Source organism: Sphingobacterium sp. 1.A.4 (genome assembly GCF_002734245.1).
GTDB classification, from domain to species: Bacteria; Bacteroidota; Bacteroidia; order Sphingobacteriales; family Sphingobacteriaceae; genus Sphingobacterium; species Sphingobacterium tenebrionis.
In genome coordinates, this window is sequence record NZ_PEAZ01000001.1 from 232,235 (window position 1) to 248,707 (window position 16,473).

The window sequence follows — 16,473 nt, forward strand, 5'->3', positions numbered from 1 at the left end:
GCCCCTTCTATCCAATAAATGTTGTTGATTTTAGTTTTTCTTAGCTTTAAACAAGAAAGGCATGATCGCAATCTTGAAATAATACGCATAAACCGATCATTTAAAATAATGTTTTTCAAATTTGCGGATTCTCATTGGATTCAATTATATTTTCGGAAATTAAGGGCATGACAGAGAAAAACAACTACTTGATCTATATACGTGTTATTGCAACCATCTTTGTAGTTTTGATACATGCCTCGACAGGCTTTCTTTACCGGATCAATACAGCGGGATTTGATTGGAATTACGCCAATTGGATCAATGCTGCCACCAGATGTTCTGTACCTATTTTTATTATCATTTCCGGGTTTTTGCTGATCCCTAAGGATGAAGACACCTGGACTTTCTACAAAAAACGTGTTCCGAAGTTACTTTATCCTTTTGCCTTCTGGACCCTTGTCTACTTGATCTATTATTTCTACCGGTATACCAATTTTGAGTCACTATCCACAGAAAAAATATGGTCCATTAGTTTTGATAAGATTCTGCATGGAGCCAATGCCCACCTATGGTATCTATATATGATCATAGGGCTTTACCTGGCGATCCCCTTTCTAAGAAAATTACTGATACGATCTTCCACCAGTGAAATGGAAGTGTTTTTGGTTCTGTGGTTATTATCGATGTGCTTCAGCAATAAATCATTGTACAAAGTCATGCCCAAATTTGATCTGACCTTTTTTTCGGGTTATGTTGGTTACTTGGTTTTGGGATACTACTTAAGCGTGAAAAACTTTGATTTTAAAAAGAGCTGGTTTGTATTTGCTTTTCTTTATTTATTGATGGTTGTCATCGGCGCCGTCGGCACGAACATCCTTAACCAAGGAGCTAAAAGGCTGGATCCCTTCTTTTATAATTATGTTTTTGTAACCACTACCATCGCCGCCGGATCACTCTTTCTTTGGGTTAAGGAATGGACCCAGAATCTTCAAGTTCCAGCTTGGATAGCAACAATTGACAAATATAGCTTTGGGATTTACCTTTGCCATATTATTCCGTTAAACTTCTTGCATCCACTGATTTACAAATTTTTCAGCACAGCTTGGGTTATCCCTCTAGCAACCATCAGCACGATCATAGTTTCCATAGGTATTACGTTTTTAATTCGAAAGCTGCCCTATGGAAAATATGCCAGTGGCTAGAAAAGAATTGCTAACAAGACTGATGAATTCGCACTTCTTGCGGCTTCATATGAAAATATACAAAATACACCTTGGAGAAATGATGCGAATATTTAAAACCGGTCAAGAAAGCAATCTCCTTGATTTCTAATTCAGAGTTTAATAAAAGATCTTTTGCACGCTTTAATTTTTGCTTTCGGATAAAGCTGAAAACCGTATCACCAAATATATCCTTGAACGCATTTTTCAATTTATATTCATTGATTCCAAATTTACGCATTATTGTTTTTAAATGTAATCCTCATGAAAATGTTCATTTAAACACCTACTTATACTATGAATAATTTCCACATCATGCTGAGACCATTTTTTAACGGTCAGCTGATTATTTGCGCCAGCAAAAACAGTAATGATAAATTCTAATGCCTTTGTTCTAATAAACTGTTTGGCAAATTCTGATTGATAGGAATGATTCAACAATTCCTCGATTAAACTTTATTGATATTCATTGATCAGGGCTGCATCCCGGTAAAAGGTATAATTCTTTAATATAAAATGTTCCTGCAGTTGTTTTTCGGAACAACCCTGTGTTTTAAGCAATTCAAATTAAAAATCCTCCTAAATGTAAATATCTAAAACCTTTCTAGAACTGGTATACTCAATAAATCCATTAGTTTTAGGGATATTGATAAATTGATAATGATTTCCTGGAATAACAATAGCCATTTTATTGACACTTTCAAAATTGGAATTCCCTCCTATTTCCATATTTCTAAAGTTCCATTACTATTGTTAAAAGGCTTCTTACGTCCAAGATCCTCATTCTCCAAACAAATGGGGATTGGAAGAATGAAGGAATAGCATGGCCGTTTTTGTCTCTCGAAAAGAGTAGAGGGGTATGTTGTTAGGTTATTGGCCGAGCTAATTAACCTGCCAATGGTATATCCTAACTTATATCTGGATAAGCATATAACAATATAACTATATATCCATACATTGGTATAGATCATATCCGGATACATAAATACATATGTATGTACATACACGGATTAATAGATATTCGGATACGTTTATATCGTGGTATGCAGATATATTGGATGGTATTGCGTTCGGAATGTTGTCCATCCGTCCCATCCTTAACCTCCCTTCCTGCCTTTGATAGGTCCTCCCGGATTGTCCGATCCAATAGAATACTTTTTGGCCTATTCTGTGGGAAATCAAAATCCCAGCTTTTTCCCAATAGTGAGTGTTGGAATATTCCCCCCAACAATTTTCTGGTTTCTGACCTTGTTCTGTATCCTATCCCTTCGGTGTCAGGATTTACTTTTGCTATTGGATTACCATCAATGGGTTCCCTGACAGCCTTTTGAAATTCACGAATAGAAGTTCCTTAAACTCTGAATCCGAATAACTTGAGAATATCTGTGCCATACGGAATACGTTTGAATAGCACAATGTTCGACGAGACTCACTGAGGGACTGTTCACTAATTCGAATTTAATTTTGATTTGTAGGATCAATAGTTTGTCTTCTGTATGTTGGTTTGGATATCGAAATAATATCATAGTGTACAGAGACTGACCTTTTTTTAACCAGTTTTTTAACAAGTATTTGTATTCAATATATTTCAAAAATCTGTAAAGCTGGTGGACCATGAAATATCGAGACTTTTTCTAACTATACTATTTAAAGTCAAAGCAGCTTATGGCTTTTTTTCAAATTAGATACTAAGCAATTCGGGGGTGGGGTGGAAAGACCATTTGGAAATTAAGCAACAAAGAGAACAGATTAGGATTTTTTTCAATAATCTGTAACATTTTGAGTAGTTCTGTATTTATCAAAGTATAATGGAAATCTATCGTAATGGAATTCGAACATCTATATAAAGAATACTCTAGTAAAATATTCAGGGTCTGCTTTGGCTATTTCAATGATACAGAAATGGCCAAGGACGTGATGCAGGATACTTTTATTACGGTATTTACCAACCTGAAAGAGATCAAACATCAAGAAAATATAGCCGGATGGATCTACAGAATCGCAAGTAACAAATGCCTGAGACAAATCGAGAATGAAAAGAAAAAACAACTTGGTAGTGAATATAGTTTTTTAAATCATGAGGAAACAGATCACCGTGTGGAAGACGCAAACTTTGTCAGGCTACACCGGTGCATTGCTGAACTTCCGGATATGGACAGACTGATCATCGGCTTTTATCTGGAAGATCTAAAGCAGGATAAAATCGCTGAAATATTAGGACTGAGCCACTCCAACGTACGGGTTCGTATCCATAGAATAAAAGAAGTACTATCAAAAAAAATGAAGGAAGATGAATAATTTTTTGGACTTAAAAAAAACCTGGCAATCATTGGAGGTGGACGCGGACGAATCGTTCAATGAATTTAGCCAAACCCTGCAACAATGGAGAAAAAGGAAAAGGATGGCTATTCTCCTTTGGTTCATTGCCGCTATATTTTTTTCGGCAATATGCTTTGCCTACGTTATACATACAGATGAACTGAACAGCATTTATAAAAGCATTTCAGAAATCATCCTGCTCGTGATTTCGGTTCATCTGTTCGGATATTCCTGGGGCAGGATTACCGGAGAACGGAAAGAATATCTGTCGAACAGTACCGATTTTATACGGACTCTTCCGGATATCTATTTGAAGCAAGGGCAACGTGACCTGATGATGTTCTGTATTGTAACCACATTCTTTCTTATTTCGGTTTATCTACATTTTTTAGATTCAATGTTTAAATCTCCTGCCGGCGTTATGCTTTCATCAACACTTTTATTGACCCTTATAAGCTTTGTATGGATAATTTTGAAACCCATCCTCTCGAAAAGGATAAAAAGAAAGAACCAAAGACTATCATCCAAAATAGTAGAAATCTTCCAATATGATTAAAAATATTATTTTCCTTTTACTTGTTTGTATACCGATTTTCGTGTTTGGCCAAACAAAAAGCATCTTGGTCAATGGAGTTAACAGGAAATACATTATTTATACTCCGAAAAATTATTCCGTTGACAAATCTTACCCGGTAGTCTTCAATTTTCATGGCGGAGGAATGACGCCTGCCGAGCAGATGCTCTATACAGGTATGAACAGAACGGCTGATAGGCATGGATTTATCGTTGTCTATCCAAAGGGAGTAAACGAAGATTGGAATGTAGGTTATGGAATGTCCTACAAAGACGGGACTGACGATATAGGTTTCGTGGACAGCCTTCTCTCGCATATCGAAAAGGAACATAACATTATAAAGAATAAAGTTTTTGCTACCGGACTGTCACGTGGAGGATTTTTCTGCCATAGGATTGCATCGGAACTGCCACATCGGTTTTCTGCAATCGCAAGCATCGGGGCAAATCTTCCCGATTCGGTAGCCTACCACCATAAGCCGGAAAACCCGATTTCTGTCCTGATGGTGAACGGAAAGGCAGATCAGATTGTCAAATATGATGGAAAAAAAGGTGGCTATTTTTCTGCTCTGGATACCTATAGTTTTTGGAAAACGAACCTCTTTACTATTGAAAAAATTAAACCTCTTTATACAGACAGAAAAACAGAAAATGGAAAATCGATAACGATTTTGGAAACAAAAAATACAGATCGAATCCTGACATTGATCACGATCGAAGACGGGGGCCACACCTGGCCAGGAGCGGATGACTTCAACATAGGCCTGCCGATCGGACCTACATCGAAGGAACTTGATATCAATGAATATATGTGGAATTTTTTCAATCAAAAGTAATGATCTTCAAATACCTGTCGCGTAAAATTTCACTTTTGGAGAAGCCGGTTAACTTTTGGAAGGTAACGAGTTATATCGTGTTATGTTTACTTCAGCCTTCAGTTGCAGCCGCTCAATCGTTACAGGAAATAGATGTTCTTCTAAAAAAGGAAAATCTTTCAGGGGCTGTTTATTCGGTTGTTAATAACGGACAGATTACTTCGTATAGTTCCGGACTCAAAAACAGACGTACGGGCGACCCAATGCTTAGGGACGATAAGGTACATGTCGGTTCCTTAACCAAGACCTTCCTTGCAATGGGGATCTTGCGATTGGCTACCCAGAATATGCTCAATCTGGATGACCCGATAAAGAAATATTTGAAAGACCTGCCGATGGACAACCCTTGGGAAAATTCAAACCCTGTTACGATTCGGCATCTGCTCGACCATACTTCTGGCATGTCCGACATTCGACTGTGGCACTTCTTCAGTACGGGCTCAACCGCCCTAACACCATTAAAAGAGTTTTACGAAAGGAATCCCGAGCTACTGGATATACATGTTAAGCCCGGATCATTATTTTCTTATTCCAATATGGGGTACACGCTGCTTGGCATGCTGATAGAAACTTTCGTAAAGGAACCATACGAAGATTATCTCGACAGAAACCTTCTCCGGCCCATTGGTCTTAAGAACAGCACTTTCCATTTCAGATCCCAGCAAAAAGACAAAAAGCTGGCCATGGGGCATTTTGACAATGGAGATCCTGCCTTTGCAATGCCGATATATGTGCGTCCAGCAGGCCAGTTTACAACTACAGCTGAGGATATGGGAAAATTTTTGCAGTTTTTGCTCAACGGTGGGCGATTAAATGACCAGGAATTCATCAGAAAGGAGTTCATCGATCAAATGGGAAGACCGGTAAATACCATTGCCGCAAAAAATGGACTGAGATTGGGCTATGCTCTGGGAGCTCTCTCCAGAGATCGCCATGGTGTTGTCGGGGTAGCCCATACGGGAAACACGATTGGCTTCCGGGCGATGTATTACCTCTTTCCAAAAGAAAAAAAAGCATTTTTCATAGCGCATAATATGGACAGCGAAACGGCCGATTATGAACTGTTCAATAAAGCCTTAATTGATCATCTGGATATGGATACTTTACAATTGCATGTCGGTTCCGTAAAGAGGTCGTCGGTTGTACAGGATTCCGAATGGGAAGGTTATTATGTCCCTGTCTTTACAAAGATTCATCCCATGGAACTCATTGATGTCATCTGCGGATATACTGTTGTGAAAAATATCGGAAACGATATTTCTATCCGACCCTTTCAAAAGAAAGAAATTTTTGCAAAGACAATAGGTAACGCGCTGTTTGTTGCACAGGCTAGAACAGCAGCTTCCTATTTGTTCTATAATGATGGATCGGGCGAAACATTTCTCACCACCGGCGCAATGACCTTAAAAAAGATAGGCGGCTGGAAAATTTACCTGACCACCATTAGTGTTGTTCTTGGGGTCGTAGCGGCATTATTCCTCATCCTTGGTTTCATCATTAATTTATTCAGGAGAAAATGGAAATATTTCAGATCAACGTCTATGTTCTGTATTTCGACGTTGATATTGTTCACGTTATCCTTACTATTAGTATCAAGTATTGATATGATAAGAATAGGAAATAAATCCCCTCCTACTATGCTGATCTATGCGTGTACCTTTTTACTTCCGGCTGGTTGTTTTATATCTCTGATAAATTATGGATCAACGTTAAGTAAAAGTATAAAACGCATTGATTTTTGGCTGATGGTTTTGGTTTCACAATTCGTTATAACACTCTGGTCATATAATCTGATACCCTTTGCAGCATGGGACTGATGGAATCAATTAACAGATCGCGGTTTATTCTGAAACATTTGGTTTAACATTAATTAATAATAAACATAGTAAAGTATGAAAAAGACAAATTTTAAAATTAGATTTTGCAAGACTTTAGTTTTGATGGTTGCACTCATAAACTTTGTGGGTTGCAGCAAAGATGATGATAACCCCAATCAGGGAACAGGTTCAATTGACGTTGCAGTAGGTACATATAAGGGCGCCTATAGAATTGATGGTGTCAATTATTTTAATGCTGTTTTAATTGTTTCGAAAGTAGATGATAATCGCCTAAAATTCGACGCTAAAGCTGGAGAACCATATTCACATGCAGCTTCCAGGACCATTCGGGCAAAAGCTGATGTTCCAGGGCTTGTCAATGGAGATGATGCCCAAGGGCTATTTGGTTACAAGATTGCGGAGAAAAAATTAACTTTGGTTGTGAATACACTGGAAATCCCATATAGCTTTGAGGGAGAAAAACAGTAGTTTTAGAATTGGTACCAAAGACCGGTCTAACTGAAGAATTTGGGATGTGATGCATTTTACATCCTAAGTCCTTTTTCTTGTGATTTGCTGATCAAGGCTATATCGCTGCAGTTTGATGATGGGCTTTTGGACTGAAAGATTGTTTATTTCGATGCTCAGGTGTTCCGATATGTTATCAGGGAATAAGGTCCAGCTCTCTGCGTGAGCTTTTGGTCCTAGGCATGAAAGTCGCTGAGATCGTTCTTGTATTGATCCTATAGTTGCTTACCGTCCATTTGGAAGAACAGACCTACCAACTGGGCGCTTACTGGATGGTTATCCAAATATCTTCTTTAAAAAAAGCCCGAATTCCGTAGTCATTCAAGCACCCTCACTCACCAGGATCCAATCCCTTGTGATGATCTGTCCGGTATCCAGGACCGTCCAGCGACGACGATGGATATGTAAGTATCTGTTTCATACGAAATACGTTTGTATAGCACAATGTTCAGAGGGATTCATTATGGGATTGGTCACTATCTATTCTTTTGGGATTTTTCACAAGGTCTATACCATTAAGTTTTTACACATTTTCAATAGATTTCCTTATATCTAGAGAAGCTTGAGACCATCATCGATTATTTTTTCAGATATTTTTGGATTTTTAATCATTGACTTGATCTAAGGAAAATTAGCGTTGGTAATAGATTATAAAACGCTTTATGAATCACAAAAAGGAAAACAACTCAATAATTGCGACCATTTAAAAGTTTTTATAGGTTTACTAATCTGATTGCTCTTCTCTTTACACCCCTCGAAGGTCATATGTTGAATGTCTTTTAGACAAATCAGTTCATTGGTCAAGCCAATGAACGATATTAAGCAGAAACTGTGCATTTTGGTAAGCAGAAGGATGATTCATTCCTCTTTTTTCACTTTTGATGCCATGGAGTTGTGCCGAAAAAGGAGCGCCATCCCCGAAGATCACAATCCTCCCTTTCCCAAAGCGGAGATAAGCACCGTTTGCAAACCCTTTGCCCGACAATCGGGGAATATTGTCTGGAATAGGCCTTTTTATCTGATCCGCATCATTAGGTAGAAAAATTTCATATTCTTCGTTCAACAGAGAAATAATATATGCGGTCGTTGGGACTATAAATCCCGTTCCACTCCAGCACATGATACTGTCTATTTCCTTACCTGGTACCGTAGTTATTTCGTTGGATAACAGTGTTTCTCTATGCTTTGAAAATATTTCCGGACGTCCATTCTTAGGTAACGCATAACCGTTCACGATATGAATGCCAAATGCCGCACCAAGAGTTTGCACTGAGCCTCCACATGGCATATGGTCGGTGACTAGAAATAGGCTTCCGCCATCAGATACCCATTGACGGAGAGTTTCTATCTCCTGATCGGTAAAGGCTGAATATGTGGGTAAATTCCAGTTTTCCAGATTATATAAGGCATTTATGCTGATATAGATTTTCACCTCCTTTAATTGATCGTAAGAGATTTTTTCCTTCGCACTTTGGAGACGATATCCGTCAGCTTGCAGGAGATCTGAAAATGGTGCGTAAGCTCCTCTCAAAGTAACTGGATTGTTGTGTGCCTCGTCAAATAGGAGTATCGGTCCATCACCTATCCGGTGCCGCGGATCGGTGATGGGATAATGGAACTGTTCATCTGCTATCTGTTGTGCACTAAGCTGAGCTGTACCCACCAGCAGTAGGAACAAACTGGAAATAAATCTGTTCATATTATTTTTTTGAATAGGATTATTGGTCAGTTTTTATCCAAACATCATTTTCGAAACACTGCATCTGCTCTATTTTTCCATTGGCAACAGAAAATGTCAATGGAAATGTGCCATCATCATTGAGGAAGAAAAATTCCGAGCGAGGAGTAAATGAAATTGTTCTGTTATCCCACAATTGTGTAAGCGTTAAGCCTGTTGAGGAGGGGTCTATTTGAATCTTAAAGTTGTTGTCATTTACCTTTAGGTAAGTTCCGGCAAGCTGTTTCAGTTGAGATGTGGTTAAACTCGCAATTTTATTGGGGTCAAATGGCACGCGCTCACAGATAATTCTACCCAGAATCTTGGTTTGGCTAAAATCACCTGAGCTATTTTTTAAGAACTCAATTGAATATCCTTCATTTTTGGATTCAAAATGTGTATCATCTTTACGGACCAGCCGATATCTTTTTTTCTGATCCCACAGCTGTGTGGCATAAAGGTTATTATCTTGCTCCTCGAAAGCAATGAAAGCCACTTTATTGGGTAGCTGGTAGTAGCCCTGAAATGATTTTAGCGGAACAAGCTGTTGTTGCTGGGAGGCATCTTTAGGGGCGGTCTGTGCGAATGTATCGATCGAAGAAAAAAGGCAACATGCTCCCACCAGAAGACCATATGTTGCTGTGCAAAATTGGCGGATCGCTTTCGAGCTCCCGCTTGGTTTGATGTATTGTATCATAATTCTTTTTGTTGATATGATGCAAGAGTAGGTCTTTTTGATCGGCTAACAGTCCGAATGGATGCAATCGAACAAACTTCATTGTGCACCGTTAATTTGATTGTTTCCTATAGACTTTCATATATTCTGTTGGCGTGATACCGGTTATTTTTTTGAAGCTGCTATAAAAAGTTGTTCTTGAATTAAAACCTGCCCTTATTGCGATACCAAACATATCAAGTTGTTTGGCTTCGTCGGATAATAAAAGTTTTTTCGCTCTCTCCGTCCTAAGCTCGTTGATAAACTGGTAAAAATTTTTTTCCAATCCATTGTTTATGATATAGGAAAGATCATGCGGATTGATTCCGATATGGTCCGCAAGGGATGATAGTGTTAATCCAGGATCGAGATATAGCTTTTCAGCTGTTGTTTTCTGCAATAATTTTTCTTTTAATGTGTCTACCTGTTGTGCTGTCAGCCGCTCTTCGGCCTTGACCTTTTTATGCTCCGTTTCGTTGATCAGGTTTTCTGTAGACTCAATTGTGTAAATTGACCGTTGTGTTAGCGTTGCGTACCCAAGCGCCACTGTGCCCATAAAATATAGAATTGGAGCCACTGAGCTAAAAACTAAATGAACCATAGCCAGCAGACGGGCTACAATCATCAATAATAGCGCGATCAAAAGATACTTCAGCCAGGCCATGTTTATCTTTTCCGTATAGGAAGATAGCTGGCGAATGTTTTTCTGGTGTATTTTGAAGAGCCTATAACATGCAATCCAATAAAAGATACATTGTGCAAAAAAGAAATATTTGATAGCAAATATGATCCACTGCGGTAACTGCGGCGGATGGATGTGACTATTAAAAAGGCCGGGTATTAAATAGATGATGGAGAAGAAAAGGTAAGCGAGGAACGGAATAAAATGTAGTCCCCAATACCGCATTTTTGCTGTTGGTTTGACCATGTAGTGAACGGCCAGGTAGAAGCAGGGAAGTGTAGCCCACCGTGGGAGTTCCAGCGTATGGATCAATCCTTCGCTCTCGATATGAAAACCTTCTAGAAAAAGCTGGGTAAATAAGCATCCCATCAAATAATACCATGTTCCTAGCCATCGATCCGCCTGGGAACAAGTGTGGTTGATACCCATAAAGATTAAGGTACCGAGCAGCAGAAATGCACCTGCTGAAAAAGCATGAAAGGTATACAGTATATTGATCATGGGCAGTAACAAGTTATCATTGTAATGTGAATTTAAACATAATTGATCAAAGGGAGCTACATCATCCATATAGGTACTCCGATCCAACCATTGATGGATAGAAGGGCGACGAGATAGCATAAAAAGAAGTTATTGAAGGCTAAAAACAGACGAAGCCATAATGGGTTCAGTCGAGACCAGCGGCTATAAAGCAACATGCTGCTTACGGCAACCAAAATAGCAAATAAGATCATGCCCAGAAATATCGAAAAACTTGTTCCATTAAAAGAGACAAATAACTCTTTATGGCTGGCGTCTGTTTGTCCCATAAGTCGATAAGCAGCGAGAAAACAGCATGTTCCTACTATTGGCAATAAAGGAATGGCCAGGTCTATCAGTTTCATTTTTCGAAAGAGCGTAAGAAATATTCCGATAAAGCTATAGATGAGATAAATTAAAATAGCCATAAGTCCAAGATAGATAGGCAACTTTTGGATTAAAACAGAAGCCCGAGATACTTTACGATAGAAACTATTGCCATAACCTTGAAAGAAGGGCTGGCCGTTGGGATCTTTGGCTAACACAAAAGCCGGGAGAATATCATCTTTTAGCCGGAAGATGCCATTGCCCATATGGACAAGAGAATCGAGCTGTCCGTTTTCTTTTCTTACGACGAGTCTATCTTTGCTGACCGCCGTTAGTTCAATGCCGCCAAAGATGCGTCTGTAAAATTCCCAGCGTTCGTTTCTGGGATTCATAAATTGATAGTATCCGAGTAGTGGTTTAATTTTTTGTTCATCTATCGGTACGCTGACTGGTTTTGGAGCAGATATGTCCTTTGTCAAAAATTCTTCAATAGCCTGTGAGATTGGCCAAAGATTGACAACACTATTCGCTGCTATTGCATAGGCTATACCAGCTTCACGGTTAAAGAATAACCAGGATACAAAGCCTTCCCCTTTACCATTGTGGCCCCTTAAACTGACCTTTTTATTATTCGGAAATAGATCATTGCCGAGGGCATATCCCGTTTGTAATCCAGCTTGGCTGGCTAAGGTACTGTGAATGGTCTCCATTTCCTTCAGGCCGGCATTATCCAATAACCTGATGTCGGCACTACCATTGAGCAGGTAAAGCATGAATTTTGCCATGTCATCAGCATTGGATACCAACGCGCTTCCGGCCCCATTTCCGCTCGGACGATAGAATGGCATTGGCCTGTATTCTCCCTTTTGAAAGTCATAGCCTGTGGCAAAGCTGGGTCTATGAGTTCCATCAAGATCAAATAAGCTGTTTTGCATGTTCAATGGTAAAAAAATCTGTTCTTTTAAATACCTATCCCAAGGCATGCCCGAAACTTTTTCAATTATATAGCCGAGTACATTATAACCTGGGTTGGAATACGACATCATGGTTCCCGGCCGCCAGCGCACCGTAAGTGAATTGCTAACAGCTTTAATGGCATCGATACCAGCAAGTGCATTTTTTTTTCTTGTATCCACCATGCTGTTGAGTTGAACATCGTCAAAGCCCGCGGTATGTTCGAGCAAGTGAACTACCCGTACCGGATCTGTAGCTTCCCAATGATTGTCAAAAGGTATTTCAGGCGCTATATCACGAATACGGTCATTGAGCTTTAGCTTCCTGTTAGCAACTAATTGTTGTATACCCATTGCCACGAAAAATTTGGTGACGGAAGCAAAGTGAAATTGTGTCTGATTTTCTACTGGAAGACGTTGTTTCAGATGTGCATACCCCAGTCCACCAGAATATAGTATACTGTCTTTTTTTACAATAGCAACCAGTAGACCAGGAATATGTTCCTGCTGAATGACAGTGTCTAAACGATTGTACAATTGATTGATATTGCTATTGGATATTGTGGCTGTGCTTACCTGTGCTGACGCGGTAAAATAACTTGCCACAATGAGCATTGCGAGATAGAAAGTTTTTGAGTTGATCATAAGTTCATTCTTTTATGCAAATTAGCAATGATCTCTACTGGGCCTGTCCGTGTCCATCCAAACGGATAAATCTGTTTCTTTTTGTGGGAATCCAGATTAACAAGTCTGCGAATCCTTTGGTCCCTCTTATTTTTTTCTCAAGCTATTGATGAATTCACCTCTTTTTAATTCAATATCAGAACATATAGTTTTAATATAATCAAAGACGACCTTTTTATTATCCACCACATAGGCTCTAAGTTCAGCTGAACTTATGGAATTGAACAGTTTGTAATATTGCAGAGCTGTGCCTATTTTCAACCGCCCTCCTTCCAGTATTTTGCACAATATTTTGGCCCGCTGTTCGTCACCGAGCTTTTCATTCCAAATGGCATCGTTCAAAAAACCAAGCTTGTACAGGTAATACATCCTCAACTTGTTGTTTTTTATGGATTCGGTCGCACCTTCGTTGTCGCTGTCCACAAACTTTGAGAGTCGTTCCCAGAGATCACTTTTGTCTTTTTTGACTGATTGGAGCACCTCCCAATCTTCTTCTCTCTTCCTCTTTAGTTCGCTGACCTCCGCTCTGGAACCTGAAGAAGGGTAGATAGTAAATAATCCCAGAATGGTTTCTTCCTTGGGACTACTTTTAAAATGATATAATCTTCTTATTTTGATCCATATAATTTAATCTCTAAATTTTCCATATCCTTTCTGATTCTATTGTCCAATAGTTTGGCATAATGCTGTGTAGTACGAATATCAAGATGGCCGAGCATTTTTGAAACGGTTTCAATTGGTACTCCATTTGAAAGAGTAATCGTAGTTGCAAATGTATGTCTAGCAATATGAAAGGTCAGTTCTTTCGTTATTCCACAGAGATCAGCAATTTCTTTCAGATAGCTATTCATCTTTTGATTACTCAATATGGGTAACATTAGGCCAATTGATTGACAGGGCGGATAATCTCGATAGGATTCAAGGATTTCAAGAGCCTTTGGAAGAATCGGGATAGAAGAAAGTGTGTTTGTTTTTTGTCTTCTGATCTTAATCCAAAATTTATTATCAATACCAACCTCAATATTATCTCTACTCAATTTTGTAACATCAGCATAGGAAAGTCCGGTATAGCAGCAGAACACAAAAATATCCCTGACTTGATGAAGTCTTGGAATATCAAGCTTTTTATTTTCGATTCTTGTCAGTTCCGCTTTGTTTAGATAGGATTTTTCCTTAGGCTTTGCATTTGTCTTATAAAACTTGAAAGGATTGCCCGAGATCCATCCATGTGCTAGTCATAAATTAATAATTTTTCTTAAATGCTTGATGTTTTTTGCTGCTGAAATATCCGAACAGGCTTTTTCCGACCGAAGATAGTATTCATAGCCTACGATAAAAGAATGGTCAATTCTGCGGAGTTCAATATCTGCAATTGTATATTCCTTTGTTATATAATTTTCTAAATGCGAATAAGTCGTCCTATAACCCTTTAGTGTGTTTTCCCGAAATCCATTGCCCAGCAATGATTCCATTTTAAGTTTATGATCTTTTAGAACCGATAATAATGTCTTTTGATTTTCTGACTTACTTGTAAGTTTAGCCTTTAACAATTCAATTGTTGGGGTTTTTCCCATTTTCAGGATTTCAAGATGGATGGCTGCAACTTTCAGATTCAACATCTCTAGATAGCTGTTTAAAGTCTTGACCTCCTCGGTATTTCCTTTTGATCGATTTGCTTTGGAATGCCATCGATTGGGGTCACAGTTCTTTCCTGTGGAGATTTCACAGACCGATCCATTAATCGTAATTCTCATGTAAATGGGCTTAGCTCCACTGACATAATTCTTTGGTTTCTTCAAGTAGAAGAGCAAGGAATAATTTGTACTCATTATTTAACATTTAAAAGTGTAACAAAATTAGCCTTGAAGCGAAAACATATCAAGATGTTTATTTATAAAACATGTTGTAAATCAGTGAATTGAATACGTTTCAGTGAGTACTTCGATCAAATTTAATGACTCACCGAATGACTCACTAAAAGTTTGCGAATTTCTGAACATTTTGATCTGCCATAAAAACAAAAAAGCTTGCAAATGTTCAATTTGCAAGCTTTTGTATGTTTTAATCTTCGATCTGGTAGCCCGTAGGGGAATCGAACCCCTGTTTCAAGAATGAAAATCTTGCGTCCTAACCCCTAGACGAACGGGCCTTTTTGCTTTGGTGATGCAAATATAGCCTCTTTATCCATACTCCCAAAATATTTTACACCGCAAAAATATAACTCACTGGCTTTTAAATCGATATTTTTAGATCAAATCGAATCCGATGTCCGTTCTGAAGTATTTTCCTTGGAAAAATATCCTTCCCGCATCCGCTGTTGCCTGTTGCAAGGCCGAGAAAAGATCATCCTCCAAAGCCGTAACCGCCAATACTCGACCACCAGCCGTCAACACATCTCCACCTTCCTGCTTGGTCCCCGCATGGAACACAATAGACTCCTTCACATTCTCCATATTCGTGATCACTTTTCCGGTTTCATAGGCTCCGGGATATCCTCCTGAAACAATCATCACCGTAGCAGCTGTCTTTGGAGTAACCGTATAATTCCGTTTATCCAGATCACCTTTTGCTACCCCTTCCAATAGATCCACCAAATCCGACTCAATACGCACCAACACCGATTCCGTTTCCGGATCGCCCATTCGCACATTGTATTCAATCACATAAGGCTCCCCATCCACATTCATCAGGCCGATAAAAATAAAACCCTTATAAGGAATGTTATCCTTCTTCAAACCTTCCACGGTAGGCTTGATGATACGCTCTTCCACCTTATCCAAAAATGACTGATCAGCAAACGGAACCGGCGAAACTGAACCCATACCACCGGTATTCAATCCCGTATCCCCCTCACCAATACGCTTATAATCCTTAGCCGAAGGCAATACTTTATAATTTTCGCCATCAGTCAATACAAAGACCGAAAGCTCGATCCCTTTCAAAAACTCCTCAACAACCACCACACTACTCGCATCCCCAAACTTTGCATCTGCAATCATTGCCTTCAGCTCCGTTTTGGCATCCTCATACGTTTCACAGATCAATACCCCTTTACCCTGTGCAAGACCATCTGCTTTCAACACGATCGGCAGTTTCTGTGTATCCAGATACGCTAATCCTGCCTCTAAGGAATCCTTATCAAAAGATCGGAAAGCAGCCGTTGGAACCTGATGACGGATCATAAACTCTTTGGAAAAATCCTTGGATCCTTCCAGTTGAGCACCCTCTTGTTGTGGGCCGATAACCGCAACTCCTTTCAAAGCCTCATCAGCTAGAAAATAATCATGAATACCCTTTACCAAAGGCTCTTCCGGTCCTACCACGACCATTTCAATCTGGTTAGCCAAAACAAACTCACCGATTGCTTGGAAATCGGTCACCTTAAGGGCAACATTTTGTCCATATTGTGAAGTACCCGCGTTTCCAGGAGCAATAAACAATTGATTAAGTTTTGGGCTTTTAGAGATTTTATAGGCAAAGGCAGACTCTCTACCTCCTGAACCAATGATCAGAATATTCATAGCGCAAATATATTGAAATACGTCTATTTTTTCGTAACATT

The 16,473-nt window shown here is 39.1% G+C and carries 15 protein-coding genes and 1 tRNA gene; 6 read left to right on the plus strand and 10 right to left on the minus strand.

What is annotated here, in order from left to right; all coding sequences use genetic code 11:
• Positions 1-167 precede the first annotated feature (167 nt).
• Entirely contained in the window at positions 168-1,184 is a 1,017-nt protein-coding gene (locus tag CRJ00_RS01030) for an acyltransferase (RefSeq protein WP_099365082.1), read from the plus strand.
• Between the two features lie 10 nt (positions 1,185-1,194).
• Here CRJ00_RS01030 and CRJ00_RS01035 read toward each other — a convergent pair whose 3' ends face one another.
• Positions 1,195-1,443: a helix-turn-helix domain-containing protein gene (locus CRJ00_RS01035; protein ID WP_099365083.1), complete on the minus strand. Its 249-nt coding sequence runs from the start codon at positions 1,441-1,443 to the stop codon at positions 1,195-1,197.
• Between the two features lie 1,583 nt (positions 1,444-3,026).
• Here CRJ00_RS01035 and CRJ00_RS01040 point away from each other — a divergent pair.
• The 5 genes from CRJ00_RS01040 (at position 3,027) to CRJ00_RS01060 (ending at position 7,275) form a co-directional block, all read left to right on the plus strand.
• A complete protein-coding gene (locus CRJ00_RS01040; protein WP_099365084.1) occupies positions 3,027-3,500 on the plus strand; it encodes an RNA polymerase sigma factor in 474 nt (157 codons plus the stop codon).
• Positions 3,493-4,077, plus strand: a complete 585-nt coding sequence (locus CRJ00_RS01045) for a hypothetical protein (protein ID WP_099365085.1) — start codon at positions 3,493-3,495, stop codon at positions 4,075-4,077. Before CRJ00_RS01040 ends, CRJ00_RS01045 begins: the two co-directional genes overlap by 8 nt.
• A gap of 40 nt (positions 4,078-4,117) precedes the next feature.
• Positions 4,118-4,930 carry an alpha/beta hydrolase family esterase gene (locus CRJ00_RS01050; protein ID WP_180268391.1) on the plus strand — a complete coding sequence of 271 codons (813 nt, stop codon included), beginning with the start codon at positions 4,118-4,120 and terminating at the stop codon, positions 4,928-4,930.
• The gene (locus CRJ00_RS01055; RefSeq protein WP_099365087.1) at positions 4,930-6,786 is read left to right on the plus strand and encodes a serine hydrolase domain-containing protein; all 1,857 of its coding nucleotides are present in this window, start codon (positions 4,930-4,932) and stop codon (positions 6,784-6,786) included. The genes CRJ00_RS01050 and CRJ00_RS01055 overlap by 1 nt, the downstream gene beginning before the upstream one ends.
• A 75-nt stretch (positions 6,787-6,861) precedes the next feature.
• Entirely contained in the window at positions 6,862-7,275 is a 414-nt protein-coding gene (locus tag CRJ00_RS01060; protein ID WP_134778313.1) for a hypothetical protein, read from the plus strand.
• Between the two features lie 832 nt (positions 7,276-8,107).
• Here CRJ00_RS01060 and CRJ00_RS01075 read toward each other — a convergent pair.
• The 9 genes from CRJ00_RS01075 to purD form a co-directional block, all read right to left on the minus strand.
• Complete coding sequence (locus tag CRJ00_RS01075) at positions 8,108-8,977, minus strand: hypothetical protein (protein WP_099365089.1); 870 nt, start codon at positions 8,975-8,977, stop codon at positions 8,108-8,110.
• Positions 8,978-9,032: 55 nt separating this feature from the next.
• A complete protein-coding gene (locus tag CRJ00_RS01080) occupies positions 9,033-9,728 on the minus strand; it encodes a hypothetical protein (RefSeq protein WP_099365090.1) in 696 nt (231 codons plus the stop codon).
• A 91-nt stretch (positions 9,729-9,819) separates the two neighbouring features.
• Entirely contained in the window at positions 9,820-10,998 is a 1,179-nt protein-coding gene (locus tag CRJ00_RS01085) for a helix-turn-helix domain-containing protein (protein WP_180268392.1), read from the minus strand.
• Positions 10,986-12,872 carry a serine hydrolase domain-containing protein gene (locus CRJ00_RS01090; protein WP_099365092.1) on the minus strand — a complete coding sequence of 629 codons (1,887 nt, stop codon included), beginning with the start codon at positions 12,870-12,872 and terminating at the stop codon, positions 10,986-10,988. Before CRJ00_RS01090 ends, CRJ00_RS01085 begins: the two co-directional genes overlap by 13 nt.
• Positions 12,873-12,998: 126 nt before the next feature.
• Positions 12,999-13,391, minus strand: a complete 393-nt coding sequence (locus tag CRJ00_RS18705) for a hypothetical protein (RefSeq protein ID WP_099365093.1) — start codon at positions 13,389-13,391, stop codon at positions 12,999-13,001.
• Positions 13,392-13,519: 128 nt separating this feature from the next.
• Positions 13,520-13,993: a site-specific integrase gene (locus CRJ00_RS19070; RefSeq protein ID WP_373560865.1), complete on the minus strand. Its 474-nt coding sequence runs from the start codon at positions 13,991-13,993 to the stop codon at positions 13,520-13,522.
• Between the two features lie 153 nt (positions 13,994-14,146).
• Positions 14,147-14,740 carry a phage integrase SAM-like domain and Arm DNA-binding domain-containing protein gene (locus CRJ00_RS19075; RefSeq protein WP_257213650.1) on the minus strand — a complete coding sequence of 198 codons (594 nt, stop codon included), beginning with the start codon at positions 14,738-14,740 and terminating at the stop codon, positions 14,147-14,149.
• A 245-nt stretch (positions 14,741-14,985) separates the two neighbouring features.
• Positions 14,986-15,060: transfer RNA gene (locus CRJ00_RS01105), tRNA-Glu, on the minus strand.
• A gap of 97 nt (positions 15,061-15,157) precedes the next feature.
• The gene (gene purD, locus CRJ00_RS01110) at positions 15,158-16,432 is read right to left on the minus strand and encodes a phosphoribosylamine--glycine ligase (protein WP_099365094.1); all 1,275 of its coding nucleotides are present in this window, start codon (positions 16,430-16,432) and stop codon (positions 15,158-15,160) included.
• Between the last annotated feature and the right edge of the window lie 41 nt (positions 16,433-16,473).